Below are 20,907 nucleotides of genomic sequence, written 5' to 3'. Positions count from 1 at the left end.
CACTTTTTTCAGCGTTTTCATCCGGCGGGATGAATTTCTTCACTCCCTGCTGAGCCGTCTGCGTTGCCGCTTTGCCGTCTCAGTGGTGGCGCATTATAGGGAGTTATTCGCGGCTGACAAGAGCAAATTTCAACTTTTTTGCTGTTCGCTTGAAATTTGCGCAAAAGCCCCGTTTTTACCCCTTTTTGATGCGTCCAGGTAGCTCTGCAAGGCTATTTAGTACCCAATCTGCGGCGGACTCACCTTCTGAGGTTACAGGCTTACCGCTGCGCACCAGCACTTTAGTGCCTACTCCAGCGGCTAACGCTGCCTGCATATCTTCTATTTTGTCGCCTACCATATAAGAAGCAGCCATATCGATATCCAAATGTTGCTGCGCAGAGAGCAGCATACCCGGTTGCGGTTTACGACAATCACACTGCTGGCGATAGGCTTCTACTGTTGCATCCGGTAAATGTGGGCAGAAATAGATGCCATCCAGATCGACATCACGATCGGCCAGCGACCAATCCATCCATTCCGTAAGCTGCATAAACTGGTCTTCGGTGAACATGCCACGCGCAATACCCGATTGGTTGGTCACCAGCACCAGCGCATAGCCCATCTTCTTGAGCGCCTGCAACGCTTCGATGGTGCCATCAATAAATTCGAAATTATCGATTTCATGAACATAGCCGTGATCGACATTTAAGGTGCCATCACGATCAAGAAAAATAGCCGGGACTTTGTTCGCCACGTAGAAACTCCTGCTGAAAATGTGTCGCTAAGTATCGCATGATTGCGCATAACGAGAGAATGCCAGATTGAATGACTCTCATTGATTTAGACGTCTGGATGCCTTAACATCCATCCAAATTTCGCTCAGTGCTGCTGAGCGAATCCCGATACACCACGGACAATGCAACACGATAATAAATAAACTAATGATTAAACTCGAAAATATCACCAAAGTGTTCCAGCAAGGTTCACGCACTATCCAGGCGTTATCAAACGTTAGCCTGCATGTGCCTGCTGGACAGATTTATGGCGTCATCGGTTCATCCGGTGCCGGTAAAAGTACACTGATTCGCTGCGTCAATCTGCTGGAGCGCCCTACTTCTGGCCGTGTGCTGGTTGATGGCCAAGAGTTAACCACGCTCTCCTCAGGTCAATTGACGCTGGCACGCCGCCAAATTGGCATGATTTTCCAACATTTTAACCTGATGAACTCCCGCACCGTGTCAGGCAATGTGGCGCTGCCGCTAGAGTTGGGCAATCTGTCGCGCGATCAGATAAAGAAACGCGTAACCGAGCTGCTGGAACTGGTGGGCTTATCGGATAAACACGACAGTTGGCCGGCGAACCTCTCAGGCGGACAAAAACAGCGTGTGGCGATTGCCCGTGCGCTCGCGAGCAATCCCAAAGTGTTGCTGTGTGACGAAGCCACCAGCGCATTGGATCCAGCCACAACACGCTCGATTCTGGAGTTGCTAAAAGACATTAATCGTCGCCTGGGAATCACTATTCTGTTAATCACCCATGAAATGGATGTAGTGAAGCGCATCTGTGATCAGGTTGCAGTAATCAGCAATGGTGAATTAATAGAGAAGGACAGCGTTAGCGAAGTGTTCTCGCATCCGAAGACGCCGTTGGCGCAGCAGTTCATCCAATCAACGCTGCATCTGGATATCCCGGATGATTATCAGCAACGCATGCGCGCGCAAGCCAGCGCGGACAGCGTTCCTTTATTGCGCTTGGAATTCACAGGTAAATCGGTGGATGCCCCGCTGCTGTCGGAATCGGCGCGTCGCTTTAACGTGAATAACAACATTATCAGTGCGCAGATGGATTACGCCGGTGGTGTGAAGTTCGGCATCATGCTGGCTGAAATGGATGGCAGTGAAACAGATACACAAGCCGCGATTGCCTGGCTGAAAGAAAATCATGTGAAAGTAGAGGTGCTGGGTTATGTCTGAAGCGATGATGTGGTTACTGACGCGCGGCGTCTGGGAAACGCTGATGATGACTTTTGTCTCTGGTTTCTTTGGTTTTGTCATCGGCCTGCCAGTTGGCGTGCTGCTGTATGTCACGCGTCCGGGGCAGATTCTGGCAAACAACTCGCTGTATCGCGTGCTCTCTGCGCTGGTAAATATCTTCCGCTCGATTCCCTTCATTATCCTGCTGGTATGGATGATTCCGTTCACCCGCATGATTGTTGGCACGTCAATTGGCTTGCAAGCCGCCATCGTACCGCTGACTGTCGGTGCCGCACCCTTTATTGCGCGCATGGTAGAAAATGCCTTACTGGAATTGCCAACCGGTTTGATCGAAGCCTCTCGCGCCATGGGCGCTACGCCGCTGCAAATCGTGCGTAAAGTGCTGTTGCCGGAAGCGCTGCCGGGTCTGGTGAATGCCGCTACAATTACCCTGATTACGCTGGTCGGCTACTCTGCCATGGGTGGAGCTGTCGGCGCAGGCGGTTTAGGCCAGATTGGCTATCAATACGGTTACATCGGCTATAACGCCACCGTGATGAATACCGTACTGATCCTGCTGGTTGTTCTGGTGTATTTAATCCAATTCTGTGGCGACCGCATTGTGCGTGCTGTGTCCCACAAGTAAGCAAGCAACATCAATAGTCCTCTATTAAGGAAGGGATATGTCTTTTACATTTAAAAAGATTGCCGCTGTGGGTGCGCTGGTTGGCGCGATTGCGTTGGCAGGATGCGATCAAAAAGCCAAAGATCCAAACCACATCAAAGTGGGTGTGATTGTCGGTGCTGAGCAGCAAGTTGCAGAAACCGCGGTGAAAGTGGCTAAAGAGAAATATGGTCTCGATGTTGAGCTGGTGACCTTTAACGATTACGTGCTGCCAAACGAAGCGCTGAGCAAAGGTGATATCGATGCTAACGCCTTCCAGCACAAACCGTACTTGGATCAGCAGATCAAAGATCGCGGCTACAAGCTGACCGCCGTCGCCAATACCTTCGTTTATCCGATTGCTGGCTACTCGAAGAAAATCAAATCACTGGACGAACTGCAAAACGGTTCACAGATCGCGATTCCAAATGATCCAACCAACCTGGGTCGTTCTCTGCTGCTGTTGCAGAAAGTCGGTCTGATTAAATTGAAAGATGGCGTTGGCCTGCTGCCAACCTCGCTGGATATCACCGAGAACCCGAAAAACCTGAAGATTGTTGAACTGGAAGCACCACAGCTGCCACGTTCACTCGACGATCAGCAGATTGCACTGGCGGTCATCAACACCACTTACGCGAGCCAGATTGGTCTGACACCTGCCAAAGATGGCATCTTCGTAGAAGATAAAGATTCACCTTACGTGAACCTGATTGTTACCCGCGAAGATAATAAAGACGCTGAAAACGTGAAGAAATTTGTTGAAGCTTACCAATCAGACGAAGTGTCTGAAGCGGCTAACAAAATCTTCAACGGCGGCGCAGTGAAAGGCTGGTAATTTTAACCATTCATGCCTAACAGGGCGGCTTCGGCCGCCCTTTCTTTTGCCATAAATTGCACCTGACTTGTTATTTATTGTCGTCCTTGTTTCAATAACGCCACTTTTTATGACTAGAGGATGTTGCCATGCGTTTTTTACCGCTCTGCTTGTTGGCATTGATGCTGACCGGGTGTGTGCGTGAATACCACCCGATAAGCAGTGCTCCTTCTCGCCCGCAACAGGCATCCAGTGAGCCAGAACGCAAACCCGCCCCGCGTCCCGCACCGGTGAAAATTTACACCGATGCCACCGATTTGGTGAGCAACCCGTTCCGCGATTTGGGCGAAGTTTCCGCTGAAGATTGCCAAAGCAGCAGTCAGGATTCACCACCGAATATCAATACCGCGCGTAAGCGCTTGCAGATCAAAGCCGCGGGTATGAAAGCCAACGCCGTACTGCTGCATAAGTGTGAAATTGTTAGCAGCACGCCAGGCTGTTATCGCCAGGCAATTTGCCAGGGATCTGCATTGAAAGTTTCCAATCAATGAGTGAATTTGCCTTCGCGCAAATCGGCGTAATCCGTTCGCCGTGGAAAGAGAAGTTTGCCGTCCCGCGCCAGCCAGGTCTGGTGCAGGATGGCGGCGGCGAGTTGCATCTCTTGCCGCCTTACAACCAGCCGGAAGCGGTGCGAGGGCTAGAAACGTTCAGCCATCTTTGGTTGCTGTTTGTTTTCCATCAAACCATGGAAGGCGGTTGGCGTCCGACGGTGCGTCCACCGCGCCTTGGCGGCAATGCGCGTATGGGCGTATTCGCCACTCGCTCGACCTTTCGTCCGAACCCGATCGGTATGTCACTGGTTGAGTTGAAAGGCATTCGCTGTGAGAAACAGCAGGTGATTTTGCAGCTTGGTAGCCTTGATTTGGTTGATGGCACGCCAGTGGTGGATATCAAACCCTACTTGCCTTTTGCCGAAGCGTTACCTGATGCGCGCGCGGGTTTTGCTCAAGCCGCACCTGATGCCAGCATGCCAGTGCGTTTTTCGCCGCTGGCGCAGAGCCAACTGCTTCAGCAGCAAAAAAAGTATCCCCAATTGGCACGGTTTATCACCGAAGTATTGGCACAGGATCCGCGTCCCGCCTACCGTAAAGGTGAGACATTGGATCGTGAATATGCCGCATGGCTGCTCGACTTTAATGTGCGCTGGCGCATTGATGAGGTCGGAACCGAGGTGATTGCCCTCGATCCACGCTAAAACGCGCTTTTGAGTGATTGATCTCACTGGTACACTAGCCGCCACAAAAAATTTTGTCAGTTTCCTTCCGTATAACTGGAATCGTAATCAATGCGTACTACTCAATATCTGCTCTCCACTCTGAAGGAGACACCTTCCGATGCAGAAGTGATCAGCCACCAGCTGATGCTGCGCGCCGGCATGATCCGCAAACTGGCTTCTGGTTTATACACCTGGTTGCCGACCGGTATTCGCGTGCTGCGAAAAGTTGAAAACATCGTGCGTGAAGAGATGAACAACGCCGGTGCGATTGAGATCTCCATGCCGGTGGTTCAGCCTGCCGATTTGTGGGAAGAGAGCGGTCGTTGGGAGCAGTACGGCCCAGAACTGCTGCGTGTTAAAGATCGTCACGATCGTCCTTTCGTGTTGGGCCCTACCCACGAAGAAGTCGTGACTGACCTGATCCGCAACGAGCTGAGCTCGTATAAGCAGCTGCCGTTGAATCTGTATCAGATTCAGACCAAATTCCGTGATGAAGTGCGCCCGCGTTTTGGTGTGATGCGTTCACGTGAGTTCATCATGAAAGATGCCTACTCATTCCACACCTCGCAGGAATCATTGCAGGAAACTTACGACGCGATGTATCGCGCCTACAGCCAGAGCTTCAGCCGTATGGGGCTGGATTTCCGCGCCGTACAGGCGGATACCGGTTCGATCGGTGGTAGCGCATCTCACGAATTCCAGGTGCTGGCGCAGAGCGGCGAAGATGATGTGATCTTCTCTAGCGAATCTGATTACGCGGCCAACATTGAGAAAGCCGAAGCGGTAGCGCCAGCGGGCGAGCGTCCACAAGCGACGCAGGCAATGACGCAGTTTGATACGCCGAATGCCAAAACCATCGCTGAACTGGTAGAGCAACATCAGGTAGCGATTGAGAAAACGGTGAAAACGCTGTTTGTTAAAGCCACCGCAGAGAGCGGCCACACGCTGGTTGCCTTGCTGTTGCGCGGCGATCATCAGCTGAACGAAATCAAAGCCGAGAAGCTGGATATCGTGGCCGAGCCGCTGGAAATGGCCAGCGAAGAAGAGATTCGTGCGCTGCTGGGCGCAGGTCCGGGTTCACTTGGTCCGGTCGGTTTGACCATGCCAGTAATTGCCGATCGTACCGTGGCAAAAACCAGCGATTTCTGCGCGGGCGCTAACATTGATGGCAAACACCTGAGCGGCATTAACTGGGGACGCGATCTGCCAGAACCGCGTGTGGAAGATATCCGTAACGTGGTTGAAGGCGATCCAAGCCCAGACGGCAAAGGGACATTGCAGATCAAACGCGGTATCGAAGTCGGCCACATCTTCCAGCTGGGTACCAAATACTCAGAAGCGATGAAAGCCGCGGTACAAGGCGAAGATGGTCGTAACCAGGTGATGACCATGGGTTGCTACGGCATCGGTATCACGCGCGTGGTGGCGGCAGCGATTGAGCAGAACAACGACGAACGCGGCATCATCTGGCCTGCCGCGCTGGCACCGTTCGAAGTGGCGATTTTGCCAATGAACATGCACAAATCTTTCCGTGTGCAAGAGCTGGCAGAAGAGTTGTACAACACGCTGCGCGCTAAAGGCATTGACGTGATTCTTGACGATCGTAAAGAGCGTCCAGGCGTGATGTTCGCCGATATGGAACTGATTGGTGTGCCACACACCATCGTGATTGGCGATCGTAACCTTGATAATCAAGAGATTGAGTACAAGGCGCGTACCGCCAGCGAGAAGCAGATGATTAAGCAGCATGACATCGTCGACTTCCTGGTGAAAGCCCTGAACAAGTAAGCCTAAAACGCCTCCAATTGGAGGCGTTTTTCATTACGCTTTTACTGCACCTTGCCGCGCATCGCCTTCACATTACTTCGTCGCGATTTCCCTTCCAGCCGCCGTTCTTTCGAACCGCGCGTCGGTTTGGTCGCTCGCCGTACTTTCTCTACCGTGGTTAATTCACGAATCAGATTTATCAAGCGCTGTACGGCCGCTTCGCGGTTCATTTCCTGGCTGCGATGTTCTTGTGCTTTGATGATCACCACACCTTCGGCGGTGATCAAATGATGGCTTGCCGCCAGTAATCGCTCTTTGTAAAACGGCGGCAATGACGAAGCGTGGATATCAAAACGCAAATGAATGGCAGTGGAGGTTTTATTCACATGCTGGCCGCCCGCACCTTGGGCACGGATGGCACTGAGCTCTACTTCATTATCGGCAAGTGCAACTGCACGAGACAGCACAATCATCTGTCACCTTCTGTTTGTTTCGACGTTGCTTCGCGTAATATCCTGTTCATCGACTTAACCTTTTGTGCGCATGGCCGATGCATGAGACCAGCGCTGTGTGTCACTTTTGCCGGTTTCCTTACATCATTCCCGTGATGACCGGGCTGATTTCCATGAAAATCCTGTGATATAGTCGCCTATCATCCAGAGTATCAAGCTCTGCTGAGGAGGTGTATGTGCAAAAGTATTGTGAGTTAGTTCGCCAGAAGTATGCCGAAATTGGTAGCGGCGACCTTGGGTATATGCCAGACGCCATTGGTTGTGCGTTAAAGGCTCTCAATGATATTGCCGCTGATTCTGCGCTAAACTCTTCTCTCAGGGAACAAGCAGCGTATGCCGCTGCAAACTTATTGGTGAGCGACTATGTTGACGAATGAAGCCTACAAACCCATCAACTGCGATGACTACGACAACCTCGAGCTCGCCTGCCAAAAACACTGGACGCTGTCGCTGGAATTAAAAAACGGCGATCAGCTCAAGGCGAAAGCCATGGACATGGTCTCACGTAAAAACGTTGAGTACCTTGCCGTCGATCTCTCCGGCGAGACCCGCGAAGTGCGGCTCGACCACATTGCCAGCTTCACCCATCCGGAGCTGGGCACCGTCATCGTCAGCGAAGACGAGTAAAACCTCTCTCGGGCGGGAATTACATCCCGCCCACCTCGCTTAAGGCTTCAGCGAACTGTAATACGCCGACAAATCTGCCATATCCTGATCGCTCAATCCGGCCACAAACGCTTTCATCACTTCCGCCTGACCGCCGCTGCGCTCGCCCTTTTTATAAGCTTGCAACGAATGCAGCAAATAGGGTTCGTGTTGCCCAGCCAGATTCGGATAAAGCGGTACAGCACTTTTCCCTTCCGCGCCGTGACACGCCATGCAGCTTGCCGCTTTTTGCGCGCCGGTGTTGACATCACCGTCGGCAAAAGCCGGTAGCGCCGCCGCCATGAATGCCGCCGCAATCCAATGTTTCATCATTGCTCTCCATTTTATTGTTGTGCTGACCAGATCGCCTGCCAGCCTTGCTCATCGCTGGCCGCGCCTTCGCGGGTAATAAACAGTCCCGGCGCGCAAATCAACGTCTGGTTAAAATAAATCAACGGAATACGCTCGCGTTGCCACGGCGCAACGCTTAACTCCTGCCACAGCTTCTTCATCTCACGACCACCCGCGCGGCCGAGCAGATGATAGTAACCTTGCGCCTGGAAACGAATCATCACGGTCTCATCCGGCTGTGGATGGCGCAGCTCGGCGATGCCGCCGCTGGCATGCAGCCAGCCCAGATTGTCCGGCAAGTAGAGCGGCTGCGTGCGGTCCTGCCAGGTTAGCAAGTGCTGACTCAGTGATATTTGAGGTCGCAGCCAGAACAGTTGCTGGCGATAACGTCGCAGCTCAAAGTTGCCAAAGCGCAAACACGGTTTGGCATCTTCACGGCTGTTAATCACTTCATCAGTGATGCGCTTGAGGGCTTCGCGCGCCGGCATCGCGCCGCCTTGTTGTGCAATCCAACGCCGTAACAATGCATTACGCCGCGTCTCGCTCATGGTGATCAGCGGCGGGAAATGCAGCGCGCCCTGCGCATCGGTCAGTTGCATCAACTGCTCTGCCAGCAACTCATCCAGTAATTGTTCCTGTTCGCCACACAGTGCGGCACTGCGCGCGCTGGCGGCGCTAAAATGCGGCCAGCGCTGCTGCAACAACGGCAGAATTTGCTGACGTAGAAAATTGCGATCGTAACGGCTATCCGCGTTGCTCTCGTCTTCGATCCAGCGCAATTGATGTTCAGCGGCATAGGCTTCTAATTGCTGGCGGCTTATTTCGAGTAATGGCCGCAAATGCTGATGATCGCCCACCGTACGCTGCTGCGGCATTGCGGCTAAACCGGCAGGCCCGCTACCACGTTTCAATGCCAATAACAGTGTTTCGCATTGATCGTCGAGGTGTTGCGCGGTAAGTAAGTGCTCACCGGGTTGCAGTTGCTGGAACAACGCGTGATAACGCGCCTCGCGGGCGGCCGCTTCAATGCCGCTGCTACGGCCATCAACCTGCACGTACAAAACTTCGCAGGGAATCTGCCACTGCTGGCAAATGTGCTGGCAATGTCGCGCCCAGTTGTCGGCATTGGGGCTCAAACCATGATGGACGTGTAACGCACGCACGCGCAGCTGCGGGTGCTGCTGTTGCCAGCTCACCAGTTGATGCAGCAGCACGGTGGAATCCAGCCCGCCACTGAACGCCAGCACAAGGCGGGCGTCGGGTGTTAGCAGCGAAGCAAGATGAGATAAAGACATGAGCGCGTTCCGTCGAGGCGAACCACCTCATTGCGGTTCGCGGCGGAGGCTAGTTTACGCTTGATACAGCTCCAGCGGCAAACCATCCGGATCGGGAAAGAAAGTGCAGGCTTTGCCGGTCAATGCATCGATACGAATCGGTTCGCAGGTTACGCCCTTCTCTGCCAATGCGGCAATCGACTGTTCAACATCATCAACGCAAAACGCCAAATGGCGCAAACCACAGGCTTCCGGTCCGCTGACGCGCGGCGGTGGCGAAGGGAAAGAGAACAGCTCAATGGTGTAAACGCCATTTAGGCCAAGATCGCCTTTCCATGAATCGCGCTCGGCACGGTAATATTCGCCTAACAATTCAAAGCCCAGCACATCACAGTAAAACGCCTTACTGCGCTGATAATCGGTGGCAATAATGGCAATGTGGTGGATCTGTTTTATATGCAGCATAGCGGCTCCGGTTGTTCAATCAGCCGCTTACCCTACGTGGTGCAAGCGGCGTTGAAAAGAGGCAATTATCTTAAGTTAGTGCTCGACGTCGTCGCGAAGCACGCGTACCAAATAGCGGCCATCCTCAGTCAGCGTTGCGCCATGAATATCGGTTTCGAAGCCGGGATAGTGCCGACCAATGGTGCAGAGCATCAGCAGAAAATCGAGCACCGCGCGACTCTGTTCAGTGATCATCTCGCCCGGCATCACCAATGGCACGCCAGGTGGATACGGCAGAATCATATTGGCCGAAATGCGTCCCACCAGCTCGCGAATGTCGACGGTTTCAATCTGCCCTTTGACCTGACGCTGAAACGCCTGATGCGGCGTCATCTTCATTTCCGGCAGCACATCAAAGGCTTTCAACATCAAGCGCGGCAGATCGTGTTGCAGAATCAGTTGATGAATGCCCTGCGCCAGCGTTTGAATACGCATGTTGCGGTAGAAGTCAGGATCTTCGGCATACAGATCCGGTAGCATGTTTTTCACCCGCAGATTGAGATCGTAAGCACGTTTGAACTCGGTTAATCCACGCAGCACGCTCATCGCTTTGGTTTTATCAATGCCGATACTGAACAGGAATAACAGATTGTACGGCCCGGTTTTCTCCACCACGATGCCACGTTGATCGAGGAATTTGGCCACCAGTGCCGCAGGAATCCCCTCTTCGCTCATCTTGCCGAGTTCACTCATGCCCGGCGTTAAGATGGTGACTTTGATCGGATCGAGATACATATGATCGCGATCGGCGTGGGTAAAACCGTGCCAATCTTCCTCGCCCGGCTGAATCGGCCAACACTCAGCTTCATCCACCTGTTCAGGCTGCCAGATATCAAAGAACCAGCCGTCAGATTCTTCACGTAGGCGTTGAATCTCGCGGCGGAAATGCAGCGCGCGCTCTACTGAGCGATTGATCAGCCGTCTACCCGGATTGCCACGCAGCATCGCTGCCGCTGTTTCAATCGAGGACACAATCGCATAACTCGGCGATGTGGTGGTGTGCATCATATAGGCTTCATTAAAGGTGTCGTGATCGTAATCGCCTTTAATGTGGATCAGCGAAGCCTGCGAGAACGCCGCCAGCAGTTTGTGCGTCGATTGCGTTTCGTAGATCACTTTGCCGGGAATACGATCGCCGCTCATACCACTTTTGCCGACGTAAATCGGGTGGAAATTGGTGTACGGCACCCACGCCGAATCAAAGTGGATCGACGGCACATCCAGCGTTTCTTTGATGTATTGCGTGTTATACAACAAGCCATCGTAAGTGGAGTTAGTGATCACCGCATGCACCGGCCAACTGGCGCGCGGCGTAGCGTTGACCTTGAGCTGGATGCTGTCGCGGGTAAATTCGCGCTGCGGAATGCCACCGAGGATACCTAACGCATTACGAGTTGGCTTAAGCCAAATCGGAATGATGTCACTCATCATTAATAAGTGCGTCAACGATTTGTGGCAGTTGCGATCAATTAACACGGTGCTACCGGCGGGCGCGGCGTACATGCCAACGATTTTATTTGATGTCGAGGTGCCGTTGGTGACCATGTAGCTCTGCTCGGCACCAAAGGTGCGCGCCACGTACTCCTCGGCTTCCAAATGTGGGCCAGTGTGATCAAGCAACGAACCTAATTCAGTCACCGAGATCGACACATCCGCCTTCAGCGTGTTGGAACCAAAGAAGTCATAGAACAAGCTGCCCACTGGACTTTTTTGGAACGCGCTACCGCCCATATGGCCCGGCGTACAGAAGGTATATTTGCCCTCTTTCACATAGGTGAACAACGCTTTGGTTAGCGGCGGCGTGATGTTGTCGATGTACTCATCAGTGTACTGGCGAATGTGCAGCGCAATATCATCGGCGGCGCTCAAGGCATATTCAAAGAAGTGCAACGCCATACGCATCTCGTTGATGCTGACATCCATTTGCGAATGGGTGTTGATGAAGGCATACAGCGGCAGATATTCGTTGAGTTGATTGATGTCGCTACACAGCGCCAGACTGTAATCGTCCCAGTCAAAAATTACCCCGCAGATGCGCGGGTTATGCTCAATCAACTTCAACAGGTCACTGGCATTATTGGGGTAAACGGTTTGGAAGCCTTGCTGCTTCAGCGCCGCATCCAATTCTCGAATCGGCTCATCTTTATAAAAAGCGCCGTGCGGTCCCATGATCGCAATAATATTCAATGCTCACCTCCTGTGGTGTTGTGGCACTGAATAAGGATAGCGAAAAGTTGCGGCGAATGGACCTGGAATGCTCTGCTGTTGCTCAATCGGATAAAGGTCACCATAAATGGCGCCCATACGCAGAGTCGTGCGATTTTGTAGGGTCGCCATTTATGGTGACCACTTACCATTCCCTATTTTGCAGGCATAAAAAAAGCGGACCGAAGTCCGCTTCCTTTTACGTCATGCGCTCATCACGCATAGCCGTAATTCATCAGGCGCTGATAACGACGGTTGAGCAACTCTTCAGTGCTCAGCACATCGAGATCGGCCAGATCGGCCAGCAACTGCTTCTTCAGCGACGCCGCCATATCCACTGGCTGGCGATGTGCGCCGCCCAATGGCTCTGGAATGATCGAATCAATCAGCTTCAGCTCTTTCAGACGATCGGCAGTGATGCCCATCGCTTCCGCAGCCAGCGGGGCTTTGTCTGCGCTTTTCCACAGAATCGATGCACAACCTTCCGGCGAAATCACCGAATAGGTGCTGTATTGCAGCATGTTGACTTTATCGCCCACGCCGATTGCCAGCGCACCACCGGAACCGCCTTCACCGATGACAGTACAAATCACCGGAATTTTAAGGCCCGACATTTCACGCAGGTTACGTGCAATCGCTTCAGACTGACCGCGCTCTTCTGCACCGACGCCAGGATACGCACCCGGCGTGTCGATAAAGGTGATCAGCGGCATCTTGAAGCGTTCAGCCATTTCCATCAGACGCAGCGCTTTACGATAGCCTTCTGGTGCAGGCATACCGAAGTTGCGACGGATTTTCTCTTTGGTTTCGCGACCTTTCTGATGACCAATGATCATCACTGGACGACCATCGAGACGCGCAATGCCGCCGACAATCGCTTTGTCATCGGCGTACGCACGGTCGCCGGCCAGTTCGTCGAATTCATCAAACGCGTTGCGGATATAGTCCAGTGTATAAGGACGCAGCGGATGACGCGCGAGTTGCGCCACTTGCCAGGCGCCTAAATCGGAGAAGATTTTACGGGTCAGCTCGACGCTTTTTTCGCGCAGACGCTGTACTTCTTCATCCAAATTAATATCGTGTTTCTCATCCGAACGGCCAATCGATTTTAACGAGTCGATTTTCGCTTCAAGCTCTGCGATAGGCTGTTCAAAATCCAGGTAATTAAGACTCATAATGTTCCTGTTTTAGTCAAACTCCAGTTCCACCTGCTCCGATCCTACTAACGACCGCAAATCGTTGAGTAAACGATCGCTGGGCGAAATTCGCCACGCTGCACCAAAGCGCAGCTTCGCCCGCGCATCGGCTCTCTGATAGTAGAGATGCACCGGAATGGTCCCGGAGCGATGAGGCTCCAGAGACTGGCGGAGACGGTTTAAAAGCTGGTCATCAATTTGCCTGTCCGTCAGCGAGATAGCAAGTCCGCGCGCGTATTTTTCCCGCGCTTCGTCGATGTCCATAACTTCTCGGGCGGTCATTTTAAGGCCACCGCTGAAGTCATCAAAGCTGACCTGTCCACTGACGATCAGGATACGGTCCTTCTCCAGCAACTGCTGGTATTTATCTAACGCATCGGTAAATAACATCACTTCAAGACGACCAGAACGATCGTCAATCGTACAAATACCAATTCGGTTGCCGCGTTTCGTGACCATCACGCGGGCGGCAATCACCAGCCCCGCCGCGACGGTTACTTTACCACGATCTGTCGGATGCATGTCTTTCAGGCGCATGCCGCCGACGTAACGCTCAATTTCTTTCAAATACTGATTAATCGGATGGCCGGTAAGATACAGCCCAAGCGTCTCTCGCTCGCCATCCAATTGAATTTGTTCCGGCCACGGCGTAATGCTGGCATAGGATTTCTCCACCTGTTCCGGCTCTTCCGCCAGCACACCAAACATATCCGCCTGGCCGATGGCTTCGGCTTTCGCGTGTTGATCGGCGGCTTTGAGCGCATCGCCGAGCGCACTCATCAGGGCAGCTCGATGCGGGCCGAGGCGATCAAACGCGCCGGACATGATCAACTTCTCCATCACGCGACGGTTGATCTTTTTGGTGTCGGTGCGGGCGCAAAGATCGAACAGCTCTTTGAAATAGCCACCTTCGTTACGCGCATCAATGATCGCTTCGATCGGACCTTCTCCGACGCCTTTAATCGCGCCGATGCCGTAAACGATCTCACCTTCATCGTTGACGTGGAACGGGTAGAGTCCTGAATTGATGTCTGGCGGCAATACTTTTAACCCCATGCGCCAGCACTCATCGACCAGGCCAACCACTTTTTCGGTGTTATCCATATCGGCCGTCATTACCGCCGCCATGAACTCAGCTGGATAGTGCGCTTTCAGCCACAGCGTTTGATATGAAACCAGTGCATAAGCCGCCGAGTGCGACTTGTTAAAGCCATATCCGGCGAATTTCTCTACCAGATCGAAGATTTTCATCGACAGTTCGCCGTCAACGCCCATCTTCTCCGCACCGTCCTGGAATACCGAACGCTGCTTTGCCATCTCTTCGGGTTTCTTTTTACCCATCGCACGGCGCAACATGTCCGCACCGCCCAAGGTGTAACCGGACAGCACCTGCGCAATCTGCATCACCTGTTCCTGATACAGGATGATGCCGTAGGTCGGCTCCAGCACCGGCTTCAGGGTTTCGTGCTGCCACTGAATATCCGGATAAGAAATCTCTTCACGCCCGTGCTTACGGTCGATGAAGTTATCTACCATGCCTGATTGCAGCGGCCCCGGACGGAACAGCGCAACCAATGCGATCATATCTTCGAAGCAGTCCGGCTTCAGACGTTTGATCAGATCTTTCATGCCGCGCGATTCCAGCTGGAATACCGCAGTGGTTTCCGAGCGTTGCAGCATGTCGAAACTTTTCTTGTCATCCAGCGGGATGGCAGCGATATCAATCGGCGGTAAACCCTGCTTTTCACGGCGCGGGTTAATCATCTTCAGTGCCCAATCGATAATGGTGAGCGTGCGCAGACCAAGGAAGTCAAACTTCACCAGTCCGGCGTATTCCACGTCATTTTTATCGAATTGCGTCACCGGGAATTGCCCGTTTTCGTCGCAGTACAGCGGCGCGAAATCGGTAATTTTGGTCGGCGAAATCACCACACCACCGGCATGTTTACCGGCGTTACGTGTGACACCTTCCAGCTTACGCGCCATGTCGATCAGCGCTTTAACCTCTTCATCCGCCTCATAAATTTCCGGCAGTTGCGGTTCAGCAAGGAAGGCTTTTTCCAGCGTCATACCTGGATCAGGCGGGATCAGCTTGGAGATGCGATCAACAAAGCCGTACGGATGACCGAGCACGCGCCCAACGTCACGAATAACCGCTTTCGCCGCCATGGTACCGAAGGTGATGATTTGCGATACCGCTTCACGTCCATACATGTCGGCGACGTGATCAATAACCTGATCGCGTTTCTCCATGCAGAAGTCGACGTCGAAATCGGGCATCGAAACACGTTCCGGGTTGAGGAAACGCTCGAACAGCAGGTCAAATTCCAGCGGATCGATATCAGTAATTTTTAACGCGTACGCTACCAGCGAACCGGCACCCGAACCACGGCCCGGCCCCACCGGAATACCGTTGTCTTTCGACCACTGGATAAACTCCATGACGATCAGGAAGTAGCCGGGGAAACCCATCTGGTTGATAACCGTCAGTTCGATTTCCAGACGTTCGTCGTATTCCACGCGCTTCTCGGCGCGGTCGGCAGCATCCGGGAACAGGAATTCAAGACGCTCTTCCAAACCTTCGCGCGACTTCGCCACGAGGAAGTCTTCGGTGCTCATCTCGCCCGTTGGGAACTGCGGTAAGAAGTATTCGCCAAGGCGCACCGTGACGTTACAGCGCTTAGCAATCTCTACGCTATTTTCCAGCGCTTCCGGGATGTCCGAGAACAGCTCGCACATCTCCTCTTCGCTGCGCATATATTGCTGAGGACTGTAATTGCGCGGACGTTTTGGATCGTCCAGCGTGTAGCCGTCATGAATCGCGACGCGAATTTCGTGCGCATCGAAATCTTCTTCATTGAGGAAACACACTTCGTTGGTGGCCACCACCGGCACACCTTCGGCAATCGCCAGATCCACCGCCGCGTGCAGATAGGACTCTTCATCGGCGCGGCCGGTGCGGATCAATTCTAAATAGTAGCGATTCGGGAAATGTTCCTGGTAGAAGCTTAAACACTGCGCCACCATCGCGCTGTTGCCGCGCAGCAGACTACGTCCAACATCGCCACGACGACCGCCCGACAACAGGATCAAACCTTCGCCTAACTCGATCAACCAATCGCGATCGATGATCGGACCGGCAATGCCATAACCGCGCTGATAAGCGCGTGAGATCAGTAATGTCAGATTCTGATAGCCGGTGTTATTAGCTGCTAATACCGTAAGCTGCGTCAGCTCATCGCCCATTAACTCGCTGGCAACGTGGAAATCAGCACCGACAATCGGTTTGATGCCGGCGCCATGGGCGCTGCCGTAAAAACGCACCAGTCCACACAGGTTAATGTAGTCGGTAACGGCAATCGCCGGCATGCCGAGCGCAGCCGCCTTCTTGACCAACGGCCCGGTTTTCGCCAGACCATCGACCATGGAGTAATCGCTGTGGACGCGCAGATGTATAAAACGAGGTTCAGCCATATCAGTTTCCGGTTAAAACAGCGTCAGGCTATTAAAGCGTAGTTGGCTGGCGCGCGGCCAGCACGTCGGCATCAATCAAAGCGTTACGCACCGGCGCAAAGCTGCGGCGATGATGAGGTGTGGCACCGTGCTGCGTCAGCTTTTCCATGTGCAGCGCAGTGGGATAGCCTTTGTGCTGCGCAAAGCCATATTCAGGAAACAGCACATCCAACTCGGCCATTTCACGGTCGCGCGTTACTTTAGCGATGATCGAAGCGGCGCTGATCTCTTTGACCAGGCTATCGCCCTTCACTACCGCCTGCGAAGGCATTGGCAGCGCAGGACAACGGTTACCATCAATCAGCACAAAACCTGGCATGATAGACAAACCCGCCACCGCGCGCTGCATCGCCAACATAGTGGCGTGCAAGATATTCAGTTGATCGATCTCTTCTGGCTCGGCACGACCTAAACTCCAAGCCAATGCCTTCTCTTTGATCTCGTCATACAGCGCCAGACGACGCTTCTCAGACAATTTTTTCGAGTCGGCCAGTCCGGCAATTGGATTGGCGGGATCGAGGATCACCGCAGCAGTAACCACAGCACCAACTAACGGGCCACGTCCGACTTCATCAACGCCAGCAATCAGCAGGGCGTTGGGATAGATAAATTCAGCCATTGATGACCTCCAATACCGCATCTGCCGCTTGTTCATCGGCATTCCAGCGAATCTGTTGGTGCAATTCGGTAAAGGTGTGCAGCAGCGCTTCACGTTCAGGGCCTGCATGCAATAACGGTTCAAGTGCCGCCGCCAGTGCTTCTGGCTGACAGTCGTCTTGCAGCAACTCTTTCACCAGTTCGCGTCCGGCGAGCAAATTGGGCAGCGAAACATACGGCGTTTTCACCAGGCGCTTCGCCAGCCAGAAGGTAAACGGCTTCATGCGATAACCGACCACCATCGGACATTTGGCCAGCATGCATTCCAGCGCGGCAGTGCCGGACGCCAGAATCGCCGCATCACTTGCCAGCATCGCCTGGCGGCCTTTGCCATCCAGCAGATGCATCGGCAACTCTGGTGCAACGTCAGCTTTGATCTGCTCAAACTGTTCGCGGCGTTTGGCGTTGACCAGCGGCACCACAATTTCCAGCGTTGGATAGCGCTGACGCAGCAACTGCGCGGCACGCAAGAAATCCGCGCTGAGCATTTCAACTTCGGCTCCACGACTGCCCGGTAATAAACCGAGGCATATCGCTTCGTCAGCAATGCCCAATTCGCGGCGCGCAGCCAGCTTATCGGGTTGCAGCGGCATCGCATCCGCCATGGTGTGACCGATAAAACGGCACGGCACATTGAAGCGATCGTAAAAGGCTTTTTCAAACGGCAAAAACGCCAACACCAAATGGGTGTTGCGACCGATTTTGAACACGCGTTTTTGTCGCCACGCCCAAACAGATGGACTGACGTAATGAATGGTGCGAATACCGCTGCGTTTGAGATTGCCTTCCAACGTAATGTTGAAATCCGGCGCATCAATGCCGACGAAGACATCGGGTTTGAGTTCGGTAAAACGCTGCGTGAGGTCGCGACGAATGTGCAGTAAACGCCGTAAGCGTCCCAACACTTCGACGATGCCCATCACCGCCAACTCTTCCATCTCATACCAGGCTTCACAGCCTTCGGCCTGCATTAGCGGACCTGCCACGCCAACAAAACGCGCATCAGGATGGCGTGCTTTTAACGCACGAATGAGGCCGGCACCAAGAATATCGCCGGAGGTTTCTCCGGCGACCAGGGCAATCGTAAGGGGGCGCGCTGACATGGATTAACGAATCAATCCACGCGTTGAACGTTCAAAGAAGTCGTAGAAAGGCTGCACTTCGCTGTGTTGTTTCGCCAGCTCTTCAATCTCTGGTTTCACTTCATCCAACGTCTTGCCGCTGCGATACAGCAGTTTGTATGCATTACGAATAGCATGCAGCGCTTCTTTGCTAAAGCCACGACGCTTCAAGCCTTCGATGTTGATACCGAACGGCGTTGCGTGGTTACCCTGCGCAATGACGTACGGCGGCACATCCTGAGCGACGCCTGAACAACCACCAACCATCACGTGTGCGCCAATGGTGCACCACTGATGTACCGCTGTCATGCCGCCAATAATGGCGAAATCATCAACGGTAACGTGACCGCCCAACGTGGCGTTGTTGGCGAAGATGCAGCGATTCCCAATCACACAGTCATGCGCGATATGTGCGTTGACCATCAGCAGGTTATCGCTGCCGACTTTGGTCACATTGCCGCCCTGCGTGGTGCCACGATGAATGGTGACGCTTTCGCGGATGCGGTTGCGATCGCCAATTTCAACGCGAGTCGGCTCGCCTGCATATTTCAGATCCTGATTCACTTCACCTATCGAAGCGAATTGATAGATCTGATTGTCTTTGCCGATACGCGTATGGCCGTTCACCACCACGTGTGATTTGAGCACAGTTCCTTCACCAATCTCGACATTGGCACCGATAAAGCAAAACGGGCCGATGTGAACATTGGCGCCGATTACGGCACCCTCTTCAATGACAGAACTGGGATGGATATTGGCGGTTGAATCAATCACTTATTATGCCTCCCGGCTACGGGCACACATCATGGTCGCTTCACAGACAATTTTGCCATCAACGGTCGCCACGCCTTTAAAGCGCGTCAAGCCACGACGGGTTTTCTCGAAGGTCACTTCCATGATCATCTGATCGCCCGGCACAACCGGACGCTTGAAACGGGCTTCATCGATACCAGCGAAGTAATACAGTTCGCCAGGTTCCAGTTTGCCAACGCTTTTAAACGCCAGAATACCGGTCGCTTGCGCCATCGCTTCCAGGATCAGAACGCCTGGGAAAATCGGCTTACCAGGGAAGTGTCCCTGGAAAAACGGTTCGTTTACAGAAACGTTCTTCACCGCGCGCAGATATTTATGCTCTTCAAACTCCAGCACGCGATCAACCAGCAAGAAAGGATAGCGGTGAGGCAGCAGTTCTAAAATCTCTTCAATTTTCAGAGTATGCGTTTCAGTAGTCAAAATACTCTTCCTGTCCTAAAAAATCTGATGGCAACAATAACACGGCCTGCACCGATCAAAATGATCTTCCGCAGGCCGCAAATCAGTTCGGGGGCGTTTCGCTTCATTGACTGTATCGCCAGCCGTCTCAGGTTGCCCGGAGGTGGAAGGTGATACGCTTCTTTGTTATGAAAGCGAATAGCGTGGGATGCGTTTAGTCGTCTTTGCCGACCTTACGTTCGATGGCTTTTAAGCGTTTGCTTATTTCATCGATATTCATCACCAGCGCTGCTGTTTTACGCCAGGTTTTGTTGGGTTGCAGTGGAATACCCGATGAGTATACCCCAGGCTCTGTGATTGGGCGCATTACCATGCCCATGCCCGTTACGGTCACTTTGTCACAGATTTCCATATGGCCGTTAATGACGCTGGCGCCGCCAATCATACAGTAACGTCCAATCTTCAGACTACCCGCCATGATCACACCACCAGCAACAGCGGTGTTATCACCAATCATAACGTTGTGCGCAATCTGACACTGGTTATCTATGATAACACCATTGCCGATCAGAGTGTTATCCAGCGCGCCGCGATCGATGGTAGTACAGGCACCAATTTCTACCCGATCACCAATCACCACGGTTCCCAGCTGTGGAATTTTCACCCAATTGCCACGGTCGTTAGCATATCCGAAACCATCAGCACCAATTACCGTGCCCGACTGAATCAGACAATCCTGACCAATCTGGATTTCGTGATAGACGGTGACGTTAGCCCACAAACGTGAACCACGACCAATGCGCGTCTGCTTACCAACAAAACAGCCGGCGCCAATTACGACATCGTCACCCAGCTCAACGCCGGATTCGATGACAGCATTAGCACCCACCGAAACATTCTTACCCAGCTTAGCCGTTGGATCGATCACCGCGCTGGGCGCGATATTCTGCGCGGGCTGCGGCGTGGTGTCCAGCAGTTGTGCCATGCGGGCGTAAGTCAGGTAAGGATTTTTTACCACCAGGGCGGCCGTTTTACACCACTCCAGATCCGCTTCCGTCAGCACCACGGCTGAAGCCTGGATGTTAGCGAGCTGCTCGCGGTAGCGGCTGTTTGCAAGAAAAGTGATTTGGCCAGTTGTGGCGGATTGCATAGAAGCAATGCCGGAGATGGCGATATCGCCATCTCCGTGCAATTCTGCATCCAACTGCTGGGCTAAATCAGCCAGTCGAATTGATGACATC

General features: G+C 53.1%; 22 protein-coding genes. 9 read left to right on the top strand and 13 right to left on the bottom strand.

Going from position 1 to position 20,907, the window contains the following annotated elements; genetic code table 11:
- On the top strand, positions 1-202 hold a 202-nt coding region (locus ACPUC7_RS17705; protein WP_494923885.1), incomplete at its 5' end, for a hypothetical protein.
- Here the strand turns inward: ACPUC7_RS17705 and gmhB are convergent.
- Positions 176-736 carry a D-glycero-beta-D-manno-heptose 1,7-bisphosphate 7-phosphatase gene (gene gmhB / locus ACPUC7_RS17700; protein ID WP_494923884.1) on the bottom strand — a complete coding sequence of 187 codons (561 nt, stop codon included), beginning with the start codon at positions 734-736 and terminating at the stop codon, positions 176-178. The genes ACPUC7_RS17705 and gmhB overlap by 27 nt on opposite strands.
- Positions 737-923: 187 nt before the next feature.
- On the opposite strand from gmhB, the gene metN reads away from it, so the two are divergent.
- The 6 genes from metN (at position 924) to proS (ending at position 6,497) form a co-directional block, all read left to right on the top strand.
- Positions 924-1,955 carry a methionine ABC transporter ATP-binding protein MetN gene (gene metN / locus ACPUC7_RS17695; protein WP_494923883.1) on the top strand — a complete coding sequence of 344 codons (1,032 nt, stop codon included), beginning with the start codon at positions 924-926 and terminating at the stop codon, positions 1,953-1,955.
- Positions 1,948-2,601: a methionine ABC transporter permease MetI gene (locus ACPUC7_RS17690; RefSeq protein WP_343554346.1), complete on the top strand. Its 654-nt coding sequence runs from the start codon at positions 1,948-1,950 to the stop codon at positions 2,599-2,601. Before metN ends, ACPUC7_RS17690 begins: the two co-directional genes overlap by 8 nt.
- Before the next feature lie 37 nt (positions 2,602-2,638).
- The gene (locus ACPUC7_RS17685) at positions 2,639-3,454 is read left to right on the top strand and encodes a MetQ/NlpA family lipoprotein (protein ID WP_494923882.1); all 816 of its coding nucleotides are present in this window, start codon (positions 2,639-2,641) and stop codon (positions 3,452-3,454) included.
- Between the two features lie 128 nt (positions 3,455-3,582).
- Positions 3,583-3,984, top strand: a complete 402-nt coding sequence (gene rcsF, locus ACPUC7_RS17680) for an Rcs stress response system protein RcsF (RefSeq protein WP_494923881.1) — start codon at positions 3,583-3,585, stop codon at positions 3,982-3,984.
- Positions 3,981-4,688, top strand: a complete 708-nt coding sequence (gene tsaA, locus ACPUC7_RS17675; protein WP_494923880.1) for a tRNA (N6-threonylcarbamoyladenosine(37)-N6)-methyltransferase TrmO — start codon at positions 3,981-3,983, stop codon at positions 4,686-4,688. The genes rcsF and tsaA overlap by 4 nt, the downstream gene beginning before the upstream one ends.
- 90 nt (positions 4,689-4,778) lie before the next feature.
- Positions 4,779-6,497 carry a proline--tRNA ligase gene (gene proS / locus ACPUC7_RS17670; protein WP_494923879.1) on the top strand — a complete coding sequence of 573 codons (1,719 nt, stop codon included), beginning with the start codon at positions 4,779-4,781 and terminating at the stop codon, positions 6,495-6,497.
- A gap of 41 nt (positions 6,498-6,538) precedes the next feature.
- Here proS and arfB read toward each other — a convergent pair whose 3' ends face one another.
- On the bottom strand, positions 6,539-6,949 hold the full coding sequence (gene arfB / locus ACPUC7_RS17665; protein ID WP_494923878.1) for an alternative ribosome rescue aminoacyl-tRNA hydrolase ArfB: 411 nt from the start codon (positions 6,947-6,949) through the stop codon (positions 6,539-6,541).
- A gap of 215 nt (positions 6,950-7,164) precedes the next feature.
- Between arfB and ACPUC7_RS17660 the strand changes: the two genes are divergently transcribed.
- Positions 7,165-7,365 carry a YaeP family protein gene (locus ACPUC7_RS17660; RefSeq protein ID WP_494923877.1) on the top strand — a complete coding sequence of 67 codons (201 nt, stop codon included), beginning with the start codon at positions 7,165-7,167 and terminating at the stop codon, positions 7,363-7,365.
- Complete coding sequence (gene rof, locus ACPUC7_RS17655) at positions 7,352-7,615, top strand: Rho-binding antiterminator (protein ID WP_494923876.1); 264 nt, start codon at positions 7,352-7,354, stop codon at positions 7,613-7,615. The genes ACPUC7_RS17660 and rof overlap by 14 nt, the downstream gene beginning before the upstream one ends.
- 39 nt (positions 7,616-7,654) lie before the next feature.
- On the opposite strand, the gene ACPUC7_RS17650 is transcribed toward rof, so the two are convergent.
- The 11 genes from ACPUC7_RS17650 to lpxD form a co-directional block, all read right to left on the bottom strand.
- The gene (locus tag ACPUC7_RS17650) at positions 7,655-7,963 is read right to left on the bottom strand and encodes a c-type cytochrome (protein ID WP_494923894.1); all 309 of its coding nucleotides are present in this window, start codon (positions 7,961-7,963) and stop codon (positions 7,655-7,657) included.
- Between the two features lie 14 nt (positions 7,964-7,977).
- Entirely contained in the window at positions 7,978-9,279 is a 1,302-nt protein-coding gene (gene tilS / locus ACPUC7_RS17645; RefSeq protein ID WP_494923875.1) for a tRNA lysidine(34) synthetase TilS, read from the bottom strand.
- 54 nt (positions 9,280-9,333) lie between these two features.
- Complete coding sequence (locus ACPUC7_RS17640) at positions 9,334-9,723, bottom strand: VOC family protein (RefSeq protein ID WP_494923874.1); 390 nt, start codon at positions 9,721-9,723, stop codon at positions 9,334-9,336.
- A 75-nt stretch (positions 9,724-9,798) separates the two neighbouring features.
- Positions 9,799-11,949: a lysine decarboxylase LdcC gene (locus tag ACPUC7_RS17635; protein WP_494923873.1), complete on the bottom strand. Its 2,151-nt coding sequence runs from the start codon at positions 11,947-11,949 to the stop codon at positions 9,799-9,801.
- Between the two features lie 233 nt (positions 11,950-12,182).
- A complete protein-coding gene (gene accA, locus ACPUC7_RS17630; RefSeq protein ID WP_343554335.1) occupies positions 12,183-13,142 on the bottom strand; it encodes an acetyl-CoA carboxylase carboxyl transferase subunit alpha in 960 nt (319 codons plus the stop codon).
- Between the two features lie 12 nt (positions 13,143-13,154).
- The gene (dnaE, locus tag ACPUC7_RS17625) at positions 13,155-16,637 is read right to left on the bottom strand and encodes a DNA polymerase III subunit alpha (RefSeq protein ID WP_343554334.1); all 3,483 of its coding nucleotides are present in this window, start codon (positions 16,635-16,637) and stop codon (positions 13,155-13,157) included.
- Positions 16,638-16,668: 31 nt separating this feature from the next.
- Positions 16,669-17,295, bottom strand: coding sequence for a ribonuclease HII (gene rnhB / locus ACPUC7_RS17620; protein ID WP_494923872.1), 627 nt, complete (start codon positions 17,293-17,295; stop codon positions 16,669-16,671).
- Complete coding sequence (gene lpxB / locus ACPUC7_RS17615) at positions 17,288-18,436, bottom strand: lipid-A-disaccharide synthase (RefSeq protein WP_494923871.1); 1,149 nt, start codon at positions 18,434-18,436, stop codon at positions 17,288-17,290. The genes rnhB and lpxB overlap by 8 nt, the downstream gene beginning before the upstream one ends.
- A gap of 3 nt (positions 18,437-18,439) precedes the next feature.
- The gene (gene lpxA / locus ACPUC7_RS17610) at positions 18,440-19,228 is read right to left on the bottom strand and encodes an acyl-ACP--UDP-N-acetylglucosamine O-acyltransferase (RefSeq protein ID WP_343554331.1); all 789 of its coding nucleotides are present in this window, start codon (positions 19,226-19,228) and stop codon (positions 18,440-18,442) included.
- Between the two features lie 3 nt (positions 19,229-19,231).
- Complete coding sequence (fabZ, locus tag ACPUC7_RS17605; RefSeq protein ID WP_013507953.1) at positions 19,232-19,687, bottom strand: 3-hydroxyacyl-ACP dehydratase FabZ; 456 nt, start codon at positions 19,685-19,687, stop codon at positions 19,232-19,234.
- Between the two features lie 193 nt (positions 19,688-19,880).
- Positions 19,881-20,906: a UDP-3-O-(3-hydroxymyristoyl)glucosamine N-acyltransferase gene (gene lpxD / locus ACPUC7_RS17600; protein ID WP_343554330.1), complete on the bottom strand. Its 1,026-nt coding sequence runs from the start codon at positions 20,904-20,906 to the stop codon at positions 19,881-19,883.
- Between the last annotated feature and the right edge of the window lies 1 nt (position 20,907).

The organism is Pantoea sp. CFCC18179 (assembly GCF_059412405.1).
The sequence above is the reverse complement of the archived record's forward strand: the minus strand, read 5'-3'. Positions and strand labels throughout refer to the sequence as shown.